Source organism: Streptococcus sp. OMI750 (genome assembly GCF_047463895.1).
In the GTDB taxonomy this organism is placed as follows: Bacteria; Bacillota; Bacilli; order Lactobacillales; family Streptococcaceae; genus Streptococcus.
Genome location: NZ_JASHCZ010000001.1, coordinates 778,140 through 797,714, shown reverse-complemented (window position 1 = coordinate 797,714; position 19,575 = coordinate 778,140). Strand labels below are relative to the sequence as shown.

General features: G+C 41.9%; 19 protein-coding genes. 14 read left to right on the top strand and 5 right to left on the bottom strand.

Going from position 1 to position 19,575, the window contains the following annotated elements; translation table 11 throughout:
• Positions 1–35: 35 nt before the first annotated feature.
• The 10 genes from QM830_RS04020 (at position 36) to QM830_RS03975 (ending at position 10,908) form a co-directional block, all read left to right on the top strand.
• On the top strand, positions 36–1,097 hold the full coding sequence (locus QM830_RS04020; RefSeq protein WP_009731165.1) for a BMP family lipoprotein: 1,062 nt from the start codon (positions 36–38) through the stop codon (positions 1,095–1,097).
• Between the two features lie 130 nt (positions 1,098–1,227).
• On the top strand, positions 1,228–2,763 hold the full coding sequence (locus tag QM830_RS04015) for an ABC transporter ATP-binding protein (protein ID WP_414325703.1): 1,536 nt from the start codon (positions 1,228–1,230) through the stop codon (positions 2,761–2,763).
• A complete protein-coding gene (locus tag QM830_RS04010; protein ID WP_009731163.1) occupies positions 2,756–3,817 on the top strand; it encodes an ABC transporter permease in 1,062 nt (353 codons plus the stop codon). The genes QM830_RS04015 and QM830_RS04010 overlap by 8 nt, the downstream gene beginning before the upstream one ends.
• The gene (locus QM830_RS04005) at positions 3,817–4,773 is read left to right on the top strand and encodes an ABC transporter permease (protein WP_414325702.1); all 957 of its coding nucleotides are present in this window, start codon (positions 3,817–3,819) and stop codon (positions 4,771–4,773) included. Before QM830_RS04010 ends, QM830_RS04005 begins: the two co-directional genes overlap by 1 nt.
• A gap of 120 nt (positions 4,774–4,893) precedes the next feature.
• The gene (locus QM830_RS04000) at positions 4,894–5,496 is read left to right on the top strand and encodes a hypothetical protein (RefSeq protein ID WP_414325701.1); all 603 of its coding nucleotides are present in this window, start codon (positions 4,894–4,896) and stop codon (positions 5,494–5,496) included.
• Positions 5,497–5,517: 21 nt separating this feature from the next.
• Complete coding sequence (locus QM830_RS03995; protein ID WP_414325700.1) at positions 5,518–6,153, top strand: copper homeostasis protein CutC; 636 nt, start codon at positions 5,518–5,520, stop codon at positions 6,151–6,153.
• A 101-nt stretch (positions 6,154–6,254) separates the two neighbouring features.
• Positions 6,255–6,920 carry an MmcQ/YjbR family DNA-binding protein gene (locus tag QM830_RS03990; protein WP_414325699.1) on the top strand — a complete coding sequence of 222 codons (666 nt, stop codon included), beginning with the start codon at positions 6,255–6,257 and terminating at the stop codon, positions 6,918–6,920.
• A gap of 1 nt (position 6,921) precedes the next feature.
• Positions 6,922–8,676, top strand: coding sequence for an ABC transporter ATP-binding protein (locus QM830_RS03985; protein WP_414325698.1), 1,755 nt, complete (start codon positions 6,922–6,924; stop codon positions 8,674–8,676).
• Positions 8,663–10,417, top strand: coding sequence for an ABC transporter ATP-binding protein (locus tag QM830_RS03980; RefSeq protein WP_414325697.1), 1,755 nt, complete (start codon positions 8,663–8,665; stop codon positions 10,415–10,417). The genes QM830_RS03985 and QM830_RS03980 overlap by 14 nt, the downstream gene beginning before the upstream one ends.
• Positions 10,418–10,659: 242 nt before the next feature.
• Positions 10,660–10,908 carry a hypothetical protein gene (locus QM830_RS03975; RefSeq protein WP_009731156.1) on the top strand — a complete coding sequence of 83 codons (249 nt, stop codon included), beginning with the start codon at positions 10,660–10,662 and terminating at the stop codon, positions 10,906–10,908.
• 19 nt (positions 10,909–10,927) lie between these two features.
• On the opposite strand, the gene QM830_RS03970 is transcribed toward QM830_RS03975, so the two are convergent.
• From QM830_RS03970 to QM830_RS03960, 3 genes are all read right to left on the bottom strand, one after another.
• Entirely contained in the window at positions 10,928–12,232 is a 1,305-nt protein-coding gene (locus QM830_RS03970) for a PLP-dependent aminotransferase family protein (RefSeq protein ID WP_414325696.1), read from the bottom strand.
• A 63-nt stretch (positions 12,233–12,295) separates the two neighbouring features.
• The gene (trhA, locus tag QM830_RS03965) at positions 12,296–12,943 is read right to left on the bottom strand and encodes a PAQR family membrane homeostasis protein TrhA (protein ID WP_009731154.1); all 648 of its coding nucleotides are present in this window, start codon (positions 12,941–12,943) and stop codon (positions 12,296–12,298) included.
• Positions 12,918–13,418 carry a DUF1836 domain-containing protein gene (locus QM830_RS03960; RefSeq protein ID WP_009731153.1) on the bottom strand — a complete coding sequence of 167 codons (501 nt, stop codon included), beginning with the start codon at positions 13,416–13,418 and terminating at the stop codon, positions 12,918–12,920. The genes trhA and QM830_RS03960 overlap by 26 nt, the downstream gene beginning before the upstream one ends.
• A gap of 66 nt (positions 13,419–13,484) precedes the next feature.
• On the opposite strand from QM830_RS03960, the gene yaaA reads away from it, so the two are divergent.
• The gene (yaaA, locus tag QM830_RS03955; RefSeq protein ID WP_414325695.1) at positions 13,485–14,210 is read left to right on the top strand and encodes a peroxide stress protein YaaA; all 726 of its coding nucleotides are present in this window, start codon (positions 13,485–13,487) and stop codon (positions 14,208–14,210) included.
• A gap of 271 nt (positions 14,211–14,481) precedes the next feature.
• Here the strand turns inward: yaaA and QM830_RS03950 are convergent, their stop codons facing one another.
• Positions 14,482–14,928, bottom strand: a complete 447-nt coding sequence (locus QM830_RS03950) for a MarR family winged helix-turn-helix transcriptional regulator (protein WP_009731151.1) — start codon at positions 14,926–14,928, stop codon at positions 14,482–14,484.
• A gap of 209 nt (positions 14,929–15,137) precedes the next feature.
• Between QM830_RS03950 and QM830_RS03945 the strand changes: the two genes are divergently transcribed.
• Positions 15,138–15,635, top strand: coding sequence for a DUF5590 domain-containing protein (locus tag QM830_RS03945; RefSeq protein ID WP_009731150.1), 498 nt, complete (start codon positions 15,138–15,140; stop codon positions 15,633–15,635).
• 16 nt (positions 15,636–15,651) lie between these two features.
• Complete coding sequence (locus QM830_RS03940; RefSeq protein WP_414325694.1) at positions 15,652–16,830, top strand: pyridoxal phosphate-dependent aminotransferase; 1,179 nt, start codon at positions 15,652–15,654, stop codon at positions 16,828–16,830.
• A gap of 59 nt (positions 16,831–16,889) precedes the next feature.
• On the opposite strand, the gene QM830_RS03935 is transcribed toward QM830_RS03940, so the two are convergent.
• Positions 16,890–17,912: a cell surface protein gene (locus QM830_RS03935; RefSeq protein WP_414325693.1), complete on the bottom strand. Its 1,023-nt coding sequence runs from the start codon at positions 17,910–17,912 to the stop codon at positions 16,890–16,892.
• A gap of 317 nt (positions 17,913–18,229) precedes the next feature.
• Between QM830_RS03935 and asnS the strand changes: the two genes are divergently transcribed.
• Complete coding sequence (asnS, locus tag QM830_RS03930; RefSeq protein ID WP_037616614.1) at positions 18,230–19,573, top strand: asparagine--tRNA ligase; 1,344 nt, start codon at positions 18,230–18,232, stop codon at positions 19,571–19,573.
• The last annotated feature ends 2 nt before the right edge of the window (positions 19,574–19,575 follow it).

The window sequence follows — 19,575 nt, the reverse complement described above, 5'->3', positions numbered from 1 at the left end:
CAACAATGTTGCACAACAATTTAGGAGGTTCAGTAATGAACAAGAAACAATGGCTAGGTCTTGGTCTAGTAACTGTCGCTGCTATCGGACTTGCAGCATGTGGTAATCGTGCGTCTAAAAAAGATAGCGCTAACTCAGAATCTAAAACAGATTTGAAAGCTGCTATCGTTACCGATACTGGTGGTGTGGATGACAAATCATTCAACCAATCTGCTTGGGAAGGTTTGCAAGCATGGGGGAAAGAAAACGGTCTTTCTAAAGGAAATGGTTTTGATTACTTCCAATCAACAGATGAATCACAATATGCAACAAACTTGGACCAAGCTATTTCTGACGAATACAAATTGATCTTCGGCGTTGGTTTTGCCTTGCGTGATGCAGTAGAAAAAGCAGCTTCTGACAATGAAGACACTAACTTTGTTATCATCGATGACCGTATTGAAGGTAAAAAGAATGTAGTATCTGCAGTATTTGCGGATAATGAAGCTGGTTACCTTGCTGGTGTTGCTGCTGCGAAAACAACAAAATCAAAACAAGTTGGTTTCGTAGGTGGTATGGAAGGTGAAGTTATTTCACGTTTCCAAGCTGGTTTTGAAGCTGGTGTTAAATCTGTTGACCCATCTATTAAGGTTCAAGTAGACTATGCTGGTTCATTTGGTGACGCCGCTAAAGGTAAAACTATTGCTGCTACTCAATACGCTGCAGGTGCAGACGTTATCTACCAAGTAGCTGGTGGTACTGGTGCAGGTGTCTTCTCTGAAGCAAAAGACTTGAACGAGAAGAAAAATGAAGACGAAAAAGTTTGGGTTCTCGGTGTAGACCGTGACCAAAAAGCTGAAGGTGAATATACTTCTAAAGATGGTAAAAAATCAAACTTTGTATTGGCTTCTTCTTTGAAACAAGTTGGTAAATCAGTACAAGACTTGGCTAAATTAGCTTCTGAAGGTAAATTCCCAGGTGGTGAAGTGAAGACATTCAGCTTGAAAGATGGCGGTGTTGACTTGACAACGGACAATCTTTCTGCAGATGCTAAAAAAGCTGTTGAAGATGCAAAAGCTAAAATCCTTGATGGTTCTATTAAAGTTCCTGAAAAATAATATTTGATTGGACCGGCCCTGCCTTATAGGGCCGTTTCTTTTAAAGTGAGACTTTTTTGTCTCAATAAAATTTGTTAGTGTGGATCTAATAGATTTTATTGAAATAAAAATTTTTGAAAGGAAACAGCACATGACACATCAATATGTCATCGAAATGCGTGAGATTACCAAAAAATTTGGTGAATTTGTAGCAAATGACAAGATTAACCTTCAGTTGCGCAAAGGTGAAATCCATGCACTTCTTGGAGAAAACGGTGCAGGAAAATCTACCCTGATGAATATGCTAGCTGGTTTGTTGGAACCAACGAGCGGAGATATCTTGGTAAATGGAACAACTGTTAACCTAGACTCACCTTCAAAAGCAGCTTCTTTAGGAATTGGAATGGTGCACCAACATTTTATGTTGGTTGAAGCCTTTACTGTTGCTGAAAATATTATCCTTGGTTCTGAAACCACTAAACATGGTGTTTTAGACCTTAAAAAAGCCAGTCAAGATATTCTTGAATTATCTAAAAAGTATGGTTTGGCAGTAGATCCCTATACGAAAGTTGAGGATATTTCTGTTGGTGCTCAGCAACGTGTGGAGATCTTAAAGACACTTTATCGTGGAGCCGATATCCTGATCTTCGATGAACCAACTGCGGTTCTAACTCCTTCTGAAATCGAAGAATTGATGACCATCATGAAAAACTTAGCCAATGAAGGTAAATCGATTATCTTGATTACGCATAAGCTAGATGAAATTCGTGCTGTCGCAGACCGCGTAACAGTCATTCGTCGTGGTAAATCCATTGAAACAGTTGAAATTGCAGGTGCTACAAACCAAGATTTAGCTGAAATGATGGTCGGTCGTTCTGTTTCCTTTAAAACAGAGAAAGGTCCTTCTGAACCGAAAGAAGTGGTCTTATCTATCGAAAACTTAGTAGTTAACGAAAACCGTGGTGTGCCTGCTGTTAAGAATCTATCTTTAGAACTTCATGCAGGTGAAGTCGTCGGGATTGCGGGGATTGATGGAAATGGTCAGTCTGAATTGATCCAAGCTATTACTGGTCTTCGGAAGGTGAAATCTGGTTCGATTAAGATTAAAGGCAAGGATGTTGTCGGACTTCGTCCCCGTCAAATTACGGAGATGAAGGTGGGACACGTTCCAGAAGACCGTCACCGGGATGGATTGGTTCTGGATATGATGATCTCTGAAAACATTGCCTTGCAAACTTATTATAAGGAGCCACTCAGTAAGAATGGGATTTTGAACTATCCAAAAATCACTTCTTTTGCTAAGAAACTGATGGAAGAATTTGACGTTCGTGCAGCCAGTGAAGTGGTTCCTGCTAAAGCCCTTTCCGGTGGTAACCAGCAGAAAGCCATTATCGCTCGTGAAATCGACCGTGACCCAGATCTCTTGATTGTCAGTCAACCAACACGTGGCTTGGACGTTGGAGCGATTGAGTACATTCACAAACGTTTGATCCAAGAACGGGATAATGGGAAAGCTGTCCTCGTTGTCAGCTTTGAACTAGATGAAATTTTGAATGTTTCTGACCGTATTGCGGTTATTCATGATGGGAAGATCCAAGGGATTGTAACCCCTGAAACGACGAATAAGCAAGAACTTGGAATCCTGATGGCAGGAGGAAAGGTTGAGAAGGGAGCATCAAATGAATAAGAATGTAAAACAAATTGCTGTTCCATTGGTGTCTGTCTTTCTAGGTTTGATCTTAGGGGCCATCATCATGTGGATCTTTAGCTATGACGCGCTTTGGGGATACGAACTTCTCTTCAACAAAGCCTTTGGCTCAGTGAAAAGTTTGGGACAAATCTCTCGTGCGATGGGGCCACTTATCTTAATAGCCCTTGGATTCTCGGTAGCTAGCCGTGCCGGCTTCTTCAATGTCGGCCTTCCAGGACAAGCCTTTGCAGGATGGATTATGGCGACTTGGTTTGCTTTGTCCTTCCCAGATTTACCACGTGTTGTCATGATCCCGATGACAGTTTTAGTGGCAGCTATTGCAGGAGGATTTGTTGGATCGATTCCAGGTTTCCTTCGTGCTTACCTCGGTACTAGTGAAGTCATCATCACCATCATGATGAACTATATTGTTCTCTTCTCCGGGAATGCCCTCATTCACAGCTTCCCAGCGAGTATTATGAAGAACAAAGACTCGAGTATTGATGTTGGAGCGAATGCTGTTTATCAAACACAATGGTTGAGAGAATTGACCAACAAATCACAAATGAATATCGGTATTTTCTTTGCCCTTATTGCAGTTGTAGTGATTTGGTTTGTAATGAAGAAAACGACCCTTGGATTTGAAATTCGTGCCGTAGGTTTGAATCCAAATGCTGCGGATTATGCAGGGATGTCTGCTAAACGGACTATCATCCTTTCAATGATCATTTCTGGAGCCCTAGCTGGTATTGGTGGGGTTGTAGAAGGATTGGGTACTTACTCAAATGTTTATGTCCAAGGTAGCTCAATGAGCGTTGGATTTAACGGAATGGCAGTAGCCCTTCTTGCTATGAATTCACCTATTGGTATTCCATTTGCGGCCTTCTTGTTTGGAGTTCTTCAAGTTGGTGGTGTCGGAATGAAGCCAGCGGCTATTCCGGAAGAAATTGTTCAAATCGTAACAGCTTCTATCATCTTCTTCGTATGTGCTCACTACATTATTGAAAAAATGATTTCGATGCGTTCAGCTAAAAAAGGAGGAGCAAACTAATGAGTATTGTAACGATTTTAAGTATTCTTGTTTCCTCTATGATTGTGTATGCAGCGCCGCTCATCTTCACAAGTATTGGAGGAGCTTACTCAGAACACGCAGGAGTTGTCAACGTTGGTCTTGAAGGAATCATGGTGATGGGAGCCTTCGCAGGGATTGTCTTTAACTTGACTTTTGAACCTACTTTAGGAAGTTGGACACCTTGGGTTTCCTTGATTGTCGGAGCAGGTATCGGAGTTCTCTTCTCTTTGATTCACGCGGTCGCAACGGTGCATTTTCGTGCAGATCATATCGTCTCAGGAACAGTCTTGAACTTGATGGCAGCACCATTGGCAGTCTTTCTTGTTAAAGCGATGTACAACAAAGGGCAAACGGATAATATCAAAGTTGCCTTTGGGAAAACATCAATTCCAATTTTATCCAAAATTCCAGTCATTGGCGATATCTTTTTCAATAATGCCAGCATTATCGGCTGGATAGCCATTCTCTTCTCATTCTTTGCTTGGTTTGTTATGTTCAAGACAAAATTTGGATTGCGTCTTCGTTCAGTTGGAGAGCACCCACAAGCAGCGGATACCTTGGGAATTAACGTTTATAGAATGCGTTACCTGGGGGTTATGATTTCTGGAGCTCTAGCTGGTATTGGAGGAGCCATTTATGCGCAATCCGTTTCAGTTAACTTTGCAGTAACAACCATCGTAGGACCTGGATTTATCGCCCTTGCAGCTATGATTTTTGGTAAGTGGAATCCTATTGGTGCTATGTTGGCTAGTCTTTTCTTCGGAGCTTCACAAAGTTTGGCGGTTATCAGTAACCAATTAGCCTTCCTTAAAGGAGTTCCAACTGTTTACTTGCAAATTGCACCGTATGTCTTAACCATGATTGTCTTGGCAGCCTTCTTCGGACAAGCAGTTGCTCCGAAAGCAGATGGTGTCAACTATATTAAATCGAAATAATACAAAGAGAGACACGGGGTTTCCTCGGTCTCTTTTGCTTTCTAAAGGCGCCTCTTAGTCGCAATTTCTTTGGATTTAGGGTACAATAGGAATACAACTTTTCACGTATTGGAGAAACAAATGTTTAAATGGATCAGACGCCTAATTGGCTTGTTTATCGTTTTATTTATTTTATTAGTGGTCTTGTTGGTTCCTGGATCTATCCCTGAAGGGGAGCAATTAAGAAACGTGCAAGCAGGAAGCTCATTTATTGAACTAGCTCAAAATGCGGTTTCAAATGCCTCTGTGAGTACGGAGGGTCTTTCTACTGAGCTGACTCTTAATTCTGTGCAATTGAGCCAAGTCGTAAAAACTAGTGCAGGATCAGCTCTTGAAAATTCTGACTATGAAAAGATGGCTCTTGGGATGGATGGCAATGACCTTCATGTCAAAGTTCCAGTATCGCTTGGACCTGTTGATAGTTACCTGGATTTGACGATGACGGGACAAGTCGAGAATAATGTTATGAAGTTGACTGTAACAGGTGCTAAATTAGGGAAAATGCCTATTCCGAAATCCTTGGTTCTCAACTATTTGAAAGATCAATCCAGTCAAGACGGATCAGCCTTGACAGTGAGTGGGGATCAAATTTTGCTAGAGATTCCTCAGGCTGGTTATAGCATTCCAAAAGCGAGAGTAGAAAATGGCAATGCTAAAGTGACAATTCGTATATCGTTATTTTAAATCTTTGAAGATGGAGTTGTGATGGTTGTCTTTGAATTTTGTGCGGAGAATTTAACCTTGCTTGACAAGGCGATTGCTGCCGGTGCTAGTCGCATTGAACTATGTGATAACCTTGCAGTAGGAGGGACTAGCCCCAGTCTGGGCGTGATCAAAGAAGCGCTCAAACTCACAAGCGAGAAGTCTGTGGATCTTTGTGTCATTATTCGTCCGCGTGGAGGAGATTTCGTCTATACAGCTTCTGAAGTCGATGCCATGTTGACAGACATTGGTGCGGCAAAAGAATTAGGGGTGTCTAGTTTTGTGCTTGGGGCGCTGTCCGAGGATGCTCAGTTGGATCGGTTAGTCATCCAGAGATTACTGGCTGCATGTGGGGACTCAGAAGTTGTCTTTCATATGGCTTTTGACGAGCTAGCAGTTGAGGATCAGCTAGAGGCAATTGACTGGCTCGCTAGCCAGGGTGTGGCTCGCATTTTGACACGTGGTGGCAGTCTAGACGCAACACTTGAGCAACGCTTTGCCCACTATCATCGTTTACTGGCTGTAGCCAAGGGAAAGATTCAGATCCTACCAGGTGGGGGCGTAACGCTAGAGAATCGTCAGCTTTTTTTGAAGCAATTAGGCGTTCATCAACTGCATGGGACACGCATCGTGTTTTAAAGGATTAGATCACTAGCTTAGGCCGTTTTATGGTTGAGTTATCAAGGTTGGGCACATTGTTCCCAGCCTCTTCTCGTTCAGTCATGCATAAGGGAGAGTAGATGTTTTTAGAGCATTATTTTGACAAATATAGCTTTCAGCCAGATAAAGCACAGGCATATGGTTTTAAGAAAATGGATGGCATTTTCGAATACCAATGCCCAGTCTTGTCTGGTAGTTTTTTCTTAAAGATGTGGATTAAGGCTCAGGAGGTTTCCTTTAAGGTCTATGACCAGGATACGGGTGATGAATATATCCAGATCCATCTGGAACAACTTCAAGGAGATTTTGTCGGCCAAGTTCGCGAAGCTTGTCAGGAAACCCTGGCAGCCATTCGACAGTCATGTTTCGAGGTGGAAGATTTTCTCTACCCACAAGCAAAACGTCTCATGAACTATATTTCCCAACGCTTCCAAGGAAGGATTGAGTATTTATGGGAAAGATCTCCAGATTCAGGTGCTATTCGTCATCGAGACACTCTCAAGTGGTATGGGGTGTTTATGGCCATTGATTGGAAAAAATTGGATGCTGGTAAATCTGGAAAAATTGAAGTCTTGAATGTCAAGACCAATCAAGTTGCGGATTTAACGCAAGAGAAGGGGATTTATCCGGCATTTCATATGAATAAAAAATATTGGGTGAGTATCCCATTAGACAATACATTAGCTGATGAAGAGCTATTTGCACTAGTGGATCGGAGTTGGCAACTCACAAAAAAGGGGAAATAAAATGAACCTGTTAGGGAAACTCTCATGGTTTTTTAAAGTCGAAAAGAAGGGCTATTTGATTGGGATAGGGTCCTTGATTTTGGTCAGTTTTTTAAATCTCATTCCTCCAAGAATCAAGGGAATGGTGATTGATTTGATTGATAATAGACAGTTAAGGCCATGGCGGTTATTTATGGATATCGCACTTTTAGTCATTGTAGCTCTTACCATGTATGGACTTCGTTTTATTTGGCGTCGCTATATATTTGGAACCGCCAATAAGTTGGCCCGGATTTTACGTTATCGCTTGTTTAAACAATTTACATTCATGTCGCCTTCTTTCTATCAGCGCTATCGAACAGGGGATCTCATGGCGCATGCGACCAATGATATCAATGCAGTAACCATGTTTGCAGGTGGTGGGGTCATGTCTGCAGTCGATGCCTCTGTGACAGCCTTGGTAACCCTAATTAGTATGTTTTTCATGATTGATTGGCGCTTAACCCTACTAGCGATTGTCCCCTTGCCGGTCATGGTCCTAGTGACTTCAGCTATTGGACGCAAAAATCATCAGGCCTTCAAGGAAGCCCAAGAAGGCTTTTCAGAATTGAACAACTTTGTTCAGGAATCAGTTTCTGGTGTTAGGGTAACCAAATCCTTTGGCTTTCAAGAAGATGAGATTCAAGCCTTTGAAAAGACCAATCAAATGGTCTTTCAAAAGAATATGACTTCAGCTAGTTATAATGCTTTATTTGATCCGACCACTCTTCTTTTTGTAGGTCTCTCCTATGTCTTGACCCTTTATTTTGGGGGCCTCTTTGTCCAGGAGGGGAGCTTGACGGTTGGTCAAATCGTCACGTTTATCACTTATCTCAATATGTTGGTGTGGCCCCTACAAGCCATGGGATTTTTGTTTAATATTAGTCAGAGGGCTAGCGTCTCTTATGAGCGAATTGAAACACTTTTAGCGGAAACGCCTGCTATCAAAGATCCAGTTCATCCAGTCACAGGCATTCAAAATGGAGATTTGGAGTATGCTATCGAAGAATTTTCCTATGAGAAAGAGCCTGTTCTTGAAAAGGTTTATTTTCGCTTAGAACAAGGGCAAACTCTTGGCATTGTGGGACCAACTGGATCTGGAAAGACCACCTTGTTGCGTCTCTTACTTAGAGAGCACGACTTAGATCAGGGAGCTATCTTTCTAAATGGGATCATCATCAAAAACTATCGGTTGGACGATTTGCGCAGCTTGATTGGCTATGTCCCTCAAGATCAGATCCTCTTTGCCATGACCATTCGCGAGAATGTGGCTTTTTCTGATCCACAGATCAAGGAAGAAGAGTTAATCGATGCCCTGAGAACTTGTGGGGTCTATGAGGATATCCTAGCCATGCCAGACCAGATGGAAACAGTCATCGGTGAGAGAGGAGTTTCTCTCTCCGGAGGGCAGAAGCAGCGGATAGCTATGAGTCGAGCCTTGGTCATGAATCCGGAAATCCTAATTTTGGATGATTCCCTCTCTGCAGTAGATGCTAAGACGGAGCATCAGATTATAGAAAATATGAAGCAGGAACGCGAGGGGAAAACAACGATTATTACCGCCCATCGCTTGTCTTCTGTTGTACATGCGGATTTGATCCTGGTAATGGAGAATGGTCAGATCAAGGAGCGTGGAAAGCACGAGGAATTAATGGCCCAACAAGGCTGGTACTATGAGACCTACCAAGCGCAACAATTATCGGAAGAAATGGAGGGAAGGCTCAATGAAAACATCTGAAGTACCTGTCATGAAGCGTCTCTTGACATACATGTGGCGCTATAAGTGGTTGACGGCTTTGGCCTTGGTCTTTACCTTTTTGACCAGTCTCTTGTTAACAGCGATTCCTCTTGCGGCGCGTTGGTACATTGACCACCTGGTGGATCCAAAAGAAGCAGATTCACCGGTTATGAATGCTTTTCAGTTTCTTATTCTTTATTATGGACTATTTATTGGGCGCGTGCTTGCAACATATCTGAGTCAATTGACCTTTTCACGTGTCTCCAATTCGATTGTAAGAGATATCCGGCTAGATGTTTTCCGCAATCTACAAGGGTTGGGCATGGCTTTTTACGACCAGACAGCAGCAGGTTCGATTGTTTCCCGTGTGACCAATGATACACAGGCAGTCGCAGATATGTTTTCCACAGTCTTCTCAAGTCTGGTTTCATCCTTTTTACTTTTTGTAGTGACCTTGGTGACCATGTTTAGTCTGGACTGGCATTTGACTATTTGGATTTTGCCTTTTCTTCCGATTATTTGGTTTTCTATTAGTCTCTATCGCAAGTTATCCAGTCGTCTGGTCAAGATGACCCGACAGAAATTATCAGATATCAATGTGAAATTATCTGAATCCATAGAAGGAATGCGGATCGTGCAGGCTTTCCGTCAAGAAAAACGTTTGACGGATGAGTTCGAACAGATTAATGGGGAACATTTGGACTATGCCAACCGGTCTGTAGATATCAATTCCCTCTTTTTAAGGCCAGCGATGACTCTGTTACAGGTGTTGGCCTATGCAGTTATTCTGACCTTTTTCGGCCTCAATTGGCAGTCCTCTGGCTTTACAGCGGGTCTTATCTACGCTTTTATTCAGTATGTCAGTCAGCTGTTCCAACCCTTGATTGATGTTACGCAGAACTTTGCTACCTTGCAGACCTCTACTATCTCTGCGGGGCGTGTTTTTGAAGTTATGGATCGATCAGATAAGGAACCCAAGCAAGCCGGCAGCCGAGAAGAAATCGAACGAGGAGATATTCGCTTTGAACATGTGTCTTTTTCTTATGATGTTAAACAAGAGGTCCTGAAAGATATTTCGTTTGAGGTCAAAAATGGAGAAACCATTGCCTTTGTCGGCCATACTGGTTCTGGTAAATCCTCTATCATCAATCTCTTTATGCGCTTTTATGAGTTTGATCGTGGTCAGATTTTGATTGATGGACACGATATCAAAGAATATAGTCAAGAAGCCTTGCGAAATGCTATAGGTTTAGTCTTGCAAGAACCCTTCCTCTATCATGGAACCATTGCTTCCAATATCCGAATGTATCATGAAGAATTGTCGGATGAGAAAATACAAGAAGCTGCGGAATTTGTGGATGTTGCAGACTTTATTGAGAGTCTTCCTGATGGCTATGACCATCCAGTAACTGAGCGAGGATCGACTTTATCCACTGGTCAGCGTCAGCTTCTTGCTTTTGCTCGGACCATTGCAGCCCGGCCAAAGATATTGATTTTAGATGAGGCGACTGCAAATATTGACCAAGAGACTGAAGAGTTAATTCAAAACTCTCTGAAGAAGATGCGCCAAGGTCGGACGACCATTGCCATCGCCCATCGACTCTCAACCATCCAGGATGCTACCTGTATCTATGTTCTTGAAAAGGGAAGAATCATCGAAGCGGGGAACCACGAACAACTCATTACTCTTGGTGGAACTTACAAGAAAATGTACGACCTCCAAGCAGGCATGATGAAATAAAGACAAACAAGGAGAGTGGGACAGAAATCGGTCATTCGTTAGAATTCGATTTCGTCGTCCCACCTCCGCACAGTTGAGTAGGGTTGTAAAAGCTGATGAAATCAGCGTAGTAGAGCCCACTCAACCACTGCGTCTTGCTCGACAATCCAAAAACAAGAGGCTAGGACTTTTGTCCCAGCCTCTTGTTTTTGTTGATGGAAAGCTGTAAAATAGAGAAAAGAACAGAAAAGGAAGCACAAGCTATGTCAAATGATCTTATCCTGATGGGGGTTGTCCTTGTCTTGTTTGGACTTTATTTCACTCTTCAAGTTGAGCTCAATAAAGTCAGAAGTCAATTTACCCATTATCTCCTTCAACCAGGTAGTATCCCCAAGGAACAAAAGGAAAAGTACCTCAAAGAATCTGAGATGGAAGCGATTCGCTTAATTCGTCTAGACTATCATGTCGGTATTCAAAATGCTAAAATAATCTATGAGCAGTTGAAGAAATAGATGAAAACCTCGTATAGTTTTATACGAGGTTTTCTGTTTTAAATAAGGAGGAGAGTTCAGGTAAAACACGAGCAACATCAGCTGATTTGATCTTAACTAGTTGATAAGGACAGTTAGCAATATAGGCTGCTTCAAAAAAATCAAGAGGGAGGCCACTGTGTTTTAAGGCCGCAAGGGATCTAACGTAGCTGAGATCAACTAGGACCCCGTCGTGGTTCAGGGTGAGTTGAGATAGGAGGGAAGACTGAGAAATTAAGGTCTTCAGATTTGTCTCTTCCTCTTTTCTTCGAGCTAGGAGTCTTTTTTTATTTGTTAGATACATCCCGTTATCAATATAGAGGCTTAAAGCCTTTTGCATGATGAGGTTGCTATCATAGTCTAGAATGGTCTTATAGGTTAAGACCGGCTTTAGGAGTTCCTTGGGAAGAATCATGGACGTGATTCGAAGGGCAGAAAAGAGATTGGTCGAAAAAGATTTGATATAAATGACCCGGTTGTTCCGATCCAGATAATGAAAAGAAGGAGCATTACTGGCATCGAGATCGGCCAGATAGTCGTCCTCGACTAGGTAGACATCATATTGATCCGCTAGTTGTAAAATAGCTTCTTTCTCCTTAGGGGAATAGCTATGACCGAGTGGGTAGTGAAAACGGGGGATGGTGTAAAAGAATTTGATATGGCCACTTTTAAAAATCTCCTCAAGGTTTTCGAGATCAATCCCCTTTAAGGTTCTCTCGATCGTCCGGTAGGGAAGTTGCTGAGTATCGAGGAGCTGGTTCATCCGATGATAAGTCGGTTGCTCGATCAAAATCTGCGATTTTTTATTGGGGAAGTCAATCTGGCTGAGGATATTAAGCGCCTGCTGAGTTCCAGAGGTCAATACAATCTGATCTGCAGTTGTATAGATACTTTCCTCCTCTAATAAAGCCTGAATAGACTGGCGTACCTCTTGCAAGCCCGCCTGATCTGAAAAATTATTAAATAAATAATTTTCACGACCGATTAAGGTTTCATTGATACAAGTCCGAAAATCTTCAAAAGCTTGGTTCCGGTCTTCCTCGAATTTAAGAGGGAGATCTTGGTGGCGACCCGGCTCTTGCTCCAAAACATAGAAGCCACTTTGAGGCTTGGCGTAAATCAAGTGCTGATAGGTTAAGTCTAGCAAAGCCCGCTGAACGGTATCCTTACTGCAAGTAAATTGACTGGCCAACTGGCGAACAGAAGGAATTTTCTGCCCGGTTTCAAGTTGGCCCTCTTGAATAGCTTCTTTTAAAAATGCGCTAATTTGTTGGTATTTGCTTGTTTTCGTCATAGCTGTCCCCATACAGTTTTTTTCTATTGTACAGGAAAAGACACAAAAAAACCACTCAAAAGAGTGGTGGCAGGATTACATAAAGTATACAATGGCTAAATACTGAAGAGCAGAAGCCGCAAGGATAAAGAGATGCCAAATCATGTGGAAGTATGGTTTTTTCTTAGCATAAAAGCCAGCTCCAACAGTGTAGCACAGGCCACCCATGAGCATTAGTCCCCAAAAAACTGGTGTTGTTTGGCTAATGATTTGAGGAATGATAAAGACAACCAACCAGCCCATGATCAAGTAAAGAGCTAGGCTGAACTTCTCATTGACTTTTTTAGCAAAGATTTTGTAGAGGATACCAAAAATAGTAGTGCTCCATTGAATAAAGATAATGCTATAGCCCATCCAGTTGTTCATCAAGGTGAGGACAACAGGCGTGTAACTGCCTGCGATCGCAATGTAGATCATGGAGTGGTCGATAATGCGAAGCACATACTTTTGAGGAGAATCATAAGACATGGCATGGTAGATAGTCGAAGACAGAAACATCAAAAAGAGGCTAATGACAAAAATAGAAGTCCCAAAAGCACTAAGAAGACCGTGCTGCTCAAAGCTGTAGATAGCGGAAATTGGAAGCAGAATCAGCATGAGGAAAGCCCCAACCGCATGGGTAACGCTGTTTGCAATCTCTTCTCCAAAAGATAATTTTTTACTTAGTTTCATGGTGTAATTCATCTGGTTCATCCTCCGTTTTTGATGGTTGAATATAAGATAGAGTTTCTAGATACAGTTGTACGGTCTGACAAGCAGAGCGAATAATTGGAGCAAGTGGCTCTTTTTGCTCATTGAGATAAGCGACAAAGCTATTGTAGAGAAGATCGGAGCTAGCCTCTTTTTGTAAAAAATTCAGGGTAGAAGAGATCTCCTGGATCGAAAAGACCGTTTTTAAGGTTGTAATAGCGATTAAGCGAGCTACTTGGTGACGCTGGTATTTTTTCTTTTCAGGCTTTTCGATGTAACCATGTTTCACGTAATTGTTGATCATGGCAGCCGTCAAGCCCTTGTCTGAAGAAGAGAGAACAGGTGCACATGTTTTATTGACATAAAGCAGGACCTGATCGAGATAGAGGTCTAGCTCAGGCAGTTGCTCCCATGTTGGATAGGAAAAAGTGGACACAAAATCTTCACCTTTCTTTAATCTGGTTTTCATAACTAGATAATAACATTAATAAAAACTCCTGTCAAGAAAATTTGAAAAATATGGTACAATAGGACTATGAAACTATTAATTCCATCCGCTAAAGAACTGAACGAACAGGCTCGTACCGTCGAGGCAAAGCCCTTATCCGATCATACACAAACAATCCTCCAAACTTTAAAGGACTATTCGCTAGCAGATTTGGCTAGCTTTTACGGGATTTCAGAGGAAAGAGCCCAGGTAGAAAAGGAGAGGATTGAGTCTCTATTAAATGGGAGTGCCAAGTCCTATCCTGCGTTAGAACTCTTTGACGGCCTGATGTACCGAAGCATCCAGCGTCAGGACTTATCCAAAAAAGAGCAGGCCTATCTTCAGGAACATTTGTTGATCACCACTGCCCTTTATGGAGTTATCCCAGCCTATGAAGGGATTGCTCCCCATCGTCTAGACTTTATGATGAAGCTAAAACCTGCTGGGCAGTCTTTAAAGGTGCTCTGGAAAGAGGAGTACGATCGATCTATAGAAGAAGAGGAGCAGATCCTATCACTCTTGTCATCTGAGTTCGAAATGGTCTTCTCAAAAAGCATTCGAGAACGAATGATACAGATTAAATTTATGGAGAACCGTGGTGGCAAACTTAAAGTTCACTCGACGATTTCAAAAAAAGCACGAGGTGCTATGGTCACTGCTATGATGAAAGCAGGTATTAGCCAGCTAGAAGATCTGAAACTATTAGAAGTAGCAGGTTTCTCATATCGTGAGGATTTATCGCAAGAGAAAGAATGGGTATTTGTGAAAGAATAAATAAAAATGAGGCTGGGACAAAAGTCCTAGCCTCTCCATTGTCTTTGGATTGTCGAGCAAGACGCAGTGGTTGAGTGGGCTCTACTACGCTGATTTTATCAGCTTTTACAGCCCTACTCAACTGTGCGGAGGTGGGACGACGAAATCGAATCCTAACGAATGACCGATTTCTGTCCCACTCTCATTTTTTTGATCTATCAGATAAAGAGAATGCACCACGAAAACTCCAAAATGAAGAATTTTGGAGTCATTACCATCTTGATTTGTGCAATTAGGCGATGTGTTTGAATTTCTTCAAAAGTTCTGTCAATTCAGCTTGTTCGCCACTGTTAAAGACTTGCATCAAGCGTTGGATATTTTTGATATGATCTGGAAGTGCTTCCTCGATCTTTTGACGACCAGCATCTGTAATCGAAACAAGATAAGCACGACGGTCTTCTGGATCTGTTTCACGTGTAATCCAGCCATCACGAACCATATTACGGATTACAACTGTCATATTTCCGGAGGTCGCAAGGATGCTGTCGATCAAATCTTGAATGCGGAGATCGCCCTTAGTATACAAAGTCTCAAGTACAGAGAATTGAGTTGGTGTCAACTGGTGCTTTTTAAAGATATGCGCTTCAGATGCACGGATCAATCGTTCTGCCTTGTGGAAGACGATCATGGTTTTTAAATCTACGTTTGCTTCTTTGAATAATCTCTTTAAATTTTCCATATCTATATTTTATCAATAAATAGTGTTTCTGTCGTTTAATTTTATTTTCAAATTAGTTACAAAATTGTAACAAATTTATCCAACTATGAACAAATGGTGTTAAAGATGTTAATTTTACTTTGTTGCTCAAACAATTTTATACTAAAATATTATAAAAGAGATGAAATATTAGTAACAATTCTTTCTTTAAAAAATCTATAGAATTCTAAGTGGCTTTGGTGTATAATGGGGGAGTGAAACAGAAAAAAAATCTTTTTATCGTATGGCAACACGTTATAGGAATTTGTATCGTAATAGTGACGGTTCTCTTTTCTTGGCTATTTCTTGCTGAAAAAACTTCTGATCGCATGCACAATCAAATTGCGCAAGCAAGAAAAGTAGCTTTGTCTCACTCTTCCTTAGCCACAATTGATAGGGAGAGTTTCTTTCATGGTAAAGAAGCTTATGTTTCCTTTATCGGGAAGGACCAAGAGGGGCAAAAGCTGGCGGTCTTGGTCGCGCAGGCAAATGATCAGGTCTATACTTATCCTTTAGTAGAAGGGACTAGCCAGAAGGAGGCTATCGCGCTTGTGAAAGAGGAGAGTCAGGACGCGATTGATCGAGTAACTTTTGGTCGCTTTAAGGGAAAACCGATCTGGGAAGTTAAGTCTGGCAGTTCTTATTATGTGGTGGATTTTAAGACTGGGAAAGTAACTAGTGTTTTTTAAGATTTGAGGAGGAAATATGAAATTATCAAATCGTGTATTGGAAATGGAAGAAAGTGTGACCTTGGCAGCAAATGCGCGTGCTAAAGCTTTGGCAGCTGAAGGTCGTGATATCTTGAGTTTGACGCTTGGTCAACCTGACTTTGCGACTCCAAAAAACATTCAAGAAGCAGCAGTTGCATCTATCGAGGATGGTCGAGCTAGCTTTTATACGGTAGCGTCTGGACTTCCAGAATTGAAGGATGCCATTAGTGACTATATGAAAGAGTTTTATGGCTATGCTGTCAGCCGCAATGAAGTAGTAGTCGGTACAGGTGCCAAGTTTATCCTTTATGCTTTCTTTACTTCTGTTATCAATCCAGGTGATGAAGTCATCATTCCAACACCTTGCTGGGTCTCTTATGTGGATCAAGTCAAGATGGTTGAAGGAACACCCGTTACTTTCCAAACAACAGAAGAAAATCACTTTAAGGCAACAGTTGAGCAACTGGAAGCAGCACGGACAGACAAGACCAAGGTTGTCTTGCTAAATTCGCCATCCAATCCAACAGGAATGATCTACAGCAAAGAAGAACTCGAAGCGATTGGAAACTGGGCTGTTGAGCATGACATCTTGATTTTGGCAGATGATATCTATGGTCGTTTGGTCTATAATGGCAATACTTTCACGCCAATTTCTAGCTTGTCAGAAGCGATTCGCAAGCAAACCATCGTGATTAACGGCGTTTCCAAAACTTATGCTATGACCGGATGGCGTGTTGGGTTTGCAGTTGGAGAGCCGGAGATTATCGGGGCTATGGCCAAGGTGATCAGCCAAACAACTTCGAATTTGACGACGGTTTCCCAGTATGCTGCCATCGAAGCACTCACAGGAGATCAATCTTCTATTGAGACCATGCGTCAAGCTTTTGAGGAACGCTTGAATACCATTTATCCTCTCTTGAATGAAGTGCCTGGTTTTGAAGCTATCAAACCTCAAGGGGCCTTCTATCTCTTCCCAAATGTGAAGAAGGCCATGGAGATGAAGGGTTACACGGATGTGACAGAATTTACCACAGCGATTTTAGAAGAAGCGGAGGTGGCTCTGGTAACTGGTGCAGGCTTTGGTGCCCCAGAAAATATACGCTTGTCTTATGCGACAGATTTGGATACGCTAAAAGAAGCGGTTCGCCGTATCAAGGCCTTTATGGAGAAATAAAAGAAAAGACCTTTGTCTCAACTGACAAAGGTCTTTTTGATAGGCTAGGAAATTCCTGCTTATAAATAATCGACAGCAAGGATAGTATGTCCTTTTTTAACAGGAATACGTGTCTTTGCGCCATTGTTCCCTTTTGGAAGGCGGAATTTTTTCACTTCTGGACTGGCTGGTTTACTTTGAACTTTTTTACCAACTGGAACCCGTGTTTTTACTCCATTATTCCCTTTTGGAAGACGGAGTTTTTGACTAGGTTTTTCTGGTAGCTGAGGAGTTACAGGTTTTTCAACAACTGGTGTGGTGACTTCTTTATAGAAATAGGTTACTGTAACCAGGTTTGAAACACGAAGTTTATGGGAAGTTAATTCCCCTTTGTCAGCAGATTGGTAAGTATAAGTTTTTCCATTGGCTTGGATCTGAGCAGGTGCTTTAGGAAGACCAGCTTCATAAGCCAAATCAAGGCTCCGCTCGATGCTATTTTCTTGGGAAGGAGCAATTTCTTGTCCCTTATCGTCTAAAAAACGAGCACGTTTTACAACTTCAGGATTCAAATCGATATCATCATAGAGATGGATGACTTCAATGACGGGCGCGGTAGCAGTGCCTTTTTCAGGAGCGCTCTTGTAATGGAAGCCATCTTTAATATCAAGCTCAGAATAACGTACTCGATACCATGTTTTTCCATTTTCGTCTGTAACGGTTGCTGGTCCATTTCCAGATACGTCATATTCGGTAAAAGCACGTGCCTCAACTGTCTTGTAGACGACATCTGTTGAAGATGCAACTGGAGAATAGTCTGGTTTAAGAGTCCGACGACGATGGATAACACGAATTTCAGAGATTCGTGGATCTAAGGGAGCTTCTGTTGGAGTTTCTTCACTGGTACTGAGGTTTAAAGGTGCTTCTGGAGTGACTGGTGTAACAGTTTCTTCTGAAGCAAGCGGAGCTAGGGAAGGGGTTGCCTGTAGTTCAGTCATTGGTGCTTCGGCAGATGCAGTTTGCTCCTCTGCATAAGTGGTAGTAGCAAGACTGAGGGCTAAAACAGCAGCGCACAGTCCTGTTGTTAGTTGAATGTTCTTTTTCATATTTTCCTCCTTATTATGTAGTGATATTATAGCTTGAAAAAGTTTTCTCTGTCAAAAAAAAGCAAGTTTCATGACCTGAAATGCAAGGATTTCAGTTTGAAAAATCAAATAAGTGTGGATTTTTTAAAAAGTGGTTCAAGATTTTGAGAAAACAAGGGCTATTCAACAGATTGGGACGTGTGATCAATTAGAGAGTCATGTCATCCGTTAAAATTTTGATATTTCGACGGTAGAGGATAGCTATTAGCTTCTATTTGTGGTAAAATGAGAAATGATAATGTCTTCGGACAAGTACAATGAGAAAAGGAAGATGTATTATGACAAAACGGATTACCATCATCGAAGTAAAAGACTACGTCGGTCAAGAAGTGACTATCGGTGCTTGGGTTGCGAATAAATCAGGAAAAGGGAAAATTGCTTTCTTGCAATTGCGTGACGGAACGGCCTTCTTCCAAGGTGTAGCTTTCAAACCAAACTTTATCGAAAAATTCGGTGAAGAAGTAGGTCTTGAAAAATTTGATACCATCAAACGCTTGAGCCAAGAAACGTCTGTTTTTGTAACAGGTATTGTCAAAGAAGATGAGCGCTCAAAATTTGGTTATGAGTTGGATATTACAGACATTGAAGTCATCGGTGAATCTCAAGATTATCCAATCACTCCAAAAGAACACGGTACAGATTTCTTGATGGACAACCGTCATTTGTGGTTGCGTTCACGCAAACAAGTAGCAGTGATGCAAATTCGTAACGCAATCATTTATGCAACTTATGAGTTCTTTGATAAGAATGGCTTCATGAAATTTGATAGCCCAATCCTTTCAGGAAATGCTGCAGAAGACTCTACAGAACTTTTTGAAACAGACTACTTTGGAACACCAGCTTACTTGAGCCAATCAGGACAGCTTTATCTTGAAGCAGGTGCTATGGCCCTTGGTCGCGTCTTTGACTTTGGACCAGTATTCCGTGCGGAGAAATCAAAAACTCGTCGTCACTTGACTGAGTTCTGGATGATGGACGCTGAGTACTCATACTTGACACATGATGAGTCACTTGACTTGCAAGAGGCTTATGTTAAAGCGTTGCTTCAAGGTGTTCTAGATCGTGCTCCTCAAGCCTTGGAAACCTTGGAACGTGATACAGAGCTCTTGAAACGCTACATTGCTGAGCCATTTAAACGTATTACTTACGATGAAGCGATTGACCTCTTGCAAGAGCATGAAAACGACGAAGATGCTGACTACGAACATTTGGAACATGGAGATGATTTCGGTTCACCACACGAAACGTGGATTTCAAACCACTTTGGTGTACCAACCTTTGTGATCAACTATCCAGCTGACATCAAGGCTTTCTACATGAAACCAGTTCCTGGGAACCCAGATCGCGTGCTTTGTGCAGACTTGCTCGCGCCAGAAGGCTACGGAGAAATCATCGGTGGTTCTATGCGTGAGGAAGATTATGATGCACTTGTAGCGAAGATGGAATCACTTGGTATGGATCGTACAGAGTACGAATTCTACCTTGACCTTCGTAAATATGGTACAGTACCACACGGTGGATTTGGTATCGGTATCGAGCGTATGGTCACCTTCGCAGCTGGAACGAAACACATCCGTGAAGCTATTCCATTCCCACGTATGTTGCACCGTATCAAACCTTAATA

Bases quoted from the DNA above. Each gene is read 5' to 3' on its own strand.
- QM830_RS04020 (WP_009731165.1), top strand. From the start codon at position 36: ATGAACAAGAAACAATGGCTAGGTCTTGGTCTAGTAACTGTCGCTGCT.
- QM830_RS04015 (WP_414325703.1), top strand. From the start codon at position 1,228: ATGACACATCAATATGTCATCGAAATGCGTGAGATTACCAAAAAATTT.
- QM830_RS04010 (WP_009731163.1), top strand. From the start codon at position 2,756: ATGAATAAGAATGTAAAACAAATTGCTGTTCCATTGGTGTCTGTCTTT.
- QM830_RS04005 (WP_414325702.1), top strand. From the start codon at position 3,817: ATGAGTATTGTAACGATTTTAAGTATTCTTGTTTCCTCTATGATTGTG.
- QM830_RS04000 (WP_414325701.1), top strand. From the start codon at position 4,894: ATGTTTAAATGGATCAGACGCCTAATTGGCTTGTTTATCGTTTTATTT.
- QM830_RS03995 (WP_414325700.1), top strand. From the start codon at position 5,518: ATGGTTGTCTTTGAATTTTGTGCGGAGAATTTAACCTTGCTTGACAAG.
- QM830_RS03990 (WP_414325699.1), top strand. From the start codon at position 6,255: ATGTTTTTAGAGCATTATTTTGACAAATATAGCTTTCAGCCAGATAAA.
- QM830_RS03985 (WP_414325698.1), top strand. From the start codon at position 6,922: ATGAACCTGTTAGGGAAACTCTCATGGTTTTTTAAAGTCGAAAAGAAG.
- QM830_RS03980 (WP_414325697.1), top strand. From the start codon at position 8,663: ATGAAAACATCTGAAGTACCTGTCATGAAGCGTCTCTTGACATACATG.
- QM830_RS03975 (WP_009731156.1), top strand. From the start codon at position 10,660: ATGTCAAATGATCTTATCCTGATGGGGGTTGTCCTTGTCTTGTTTGGA.
- QM830_RS03970 (WP_414325696.1), bottom strand. From the start codon at position 12,232: ATGGGGACAGCTATGACGAAAACAAGCAAATACCAACAAATTAGCGCA.
- trhA (WP_009731154.1), bottom strand. From the start codon at position 12,943: ATGAATTACACCATGAAACTAAGTAAAAAATTATCTTTTGGAGAAGAG.
- QM830_RS03960 (WP_009731153.1), bottom strand. From the start codon at position 13,418: ATGAAAACCAGATTAAAGAAAGGTGAAGATTTTGTGTCCACTTTTTCC.
- yaaA (WP_414325695.1), top strand. From the start codon at position 13,485: ATGAAACTATTAATTCCATCCGCTAAAGAACTGAACGAACAGGCTCGT.
- QM830_RS03950 (WP_009731151.1), bottom strand. From the start codon at position 14,928: ATGGAAAATTTAAAGAGATTATTCAAAGAAGCAAACGTAGATTTAAAA.
- QM830_RS03940 (WP_414325694.1), top strand. From the start codon at position 15,652: ATGAAATTATCAAATCGTGTATTGGAAATGGAAGAAAGTGTGACCTTG.
- QM830_RS03935 (WP_414325693.1), bottom strand. From the start codon at position 17,912: ATGAAAAAGAACATTCAACTAACAACAGGACTGTGCGCTGCTGTTTTA.
- asnS (WP_037616614.1), top strand. From the start codon at position 18,230: ATGACAAAACGGATTACCATCATCGAAGTAAAAGACTACGTCGGTCAA.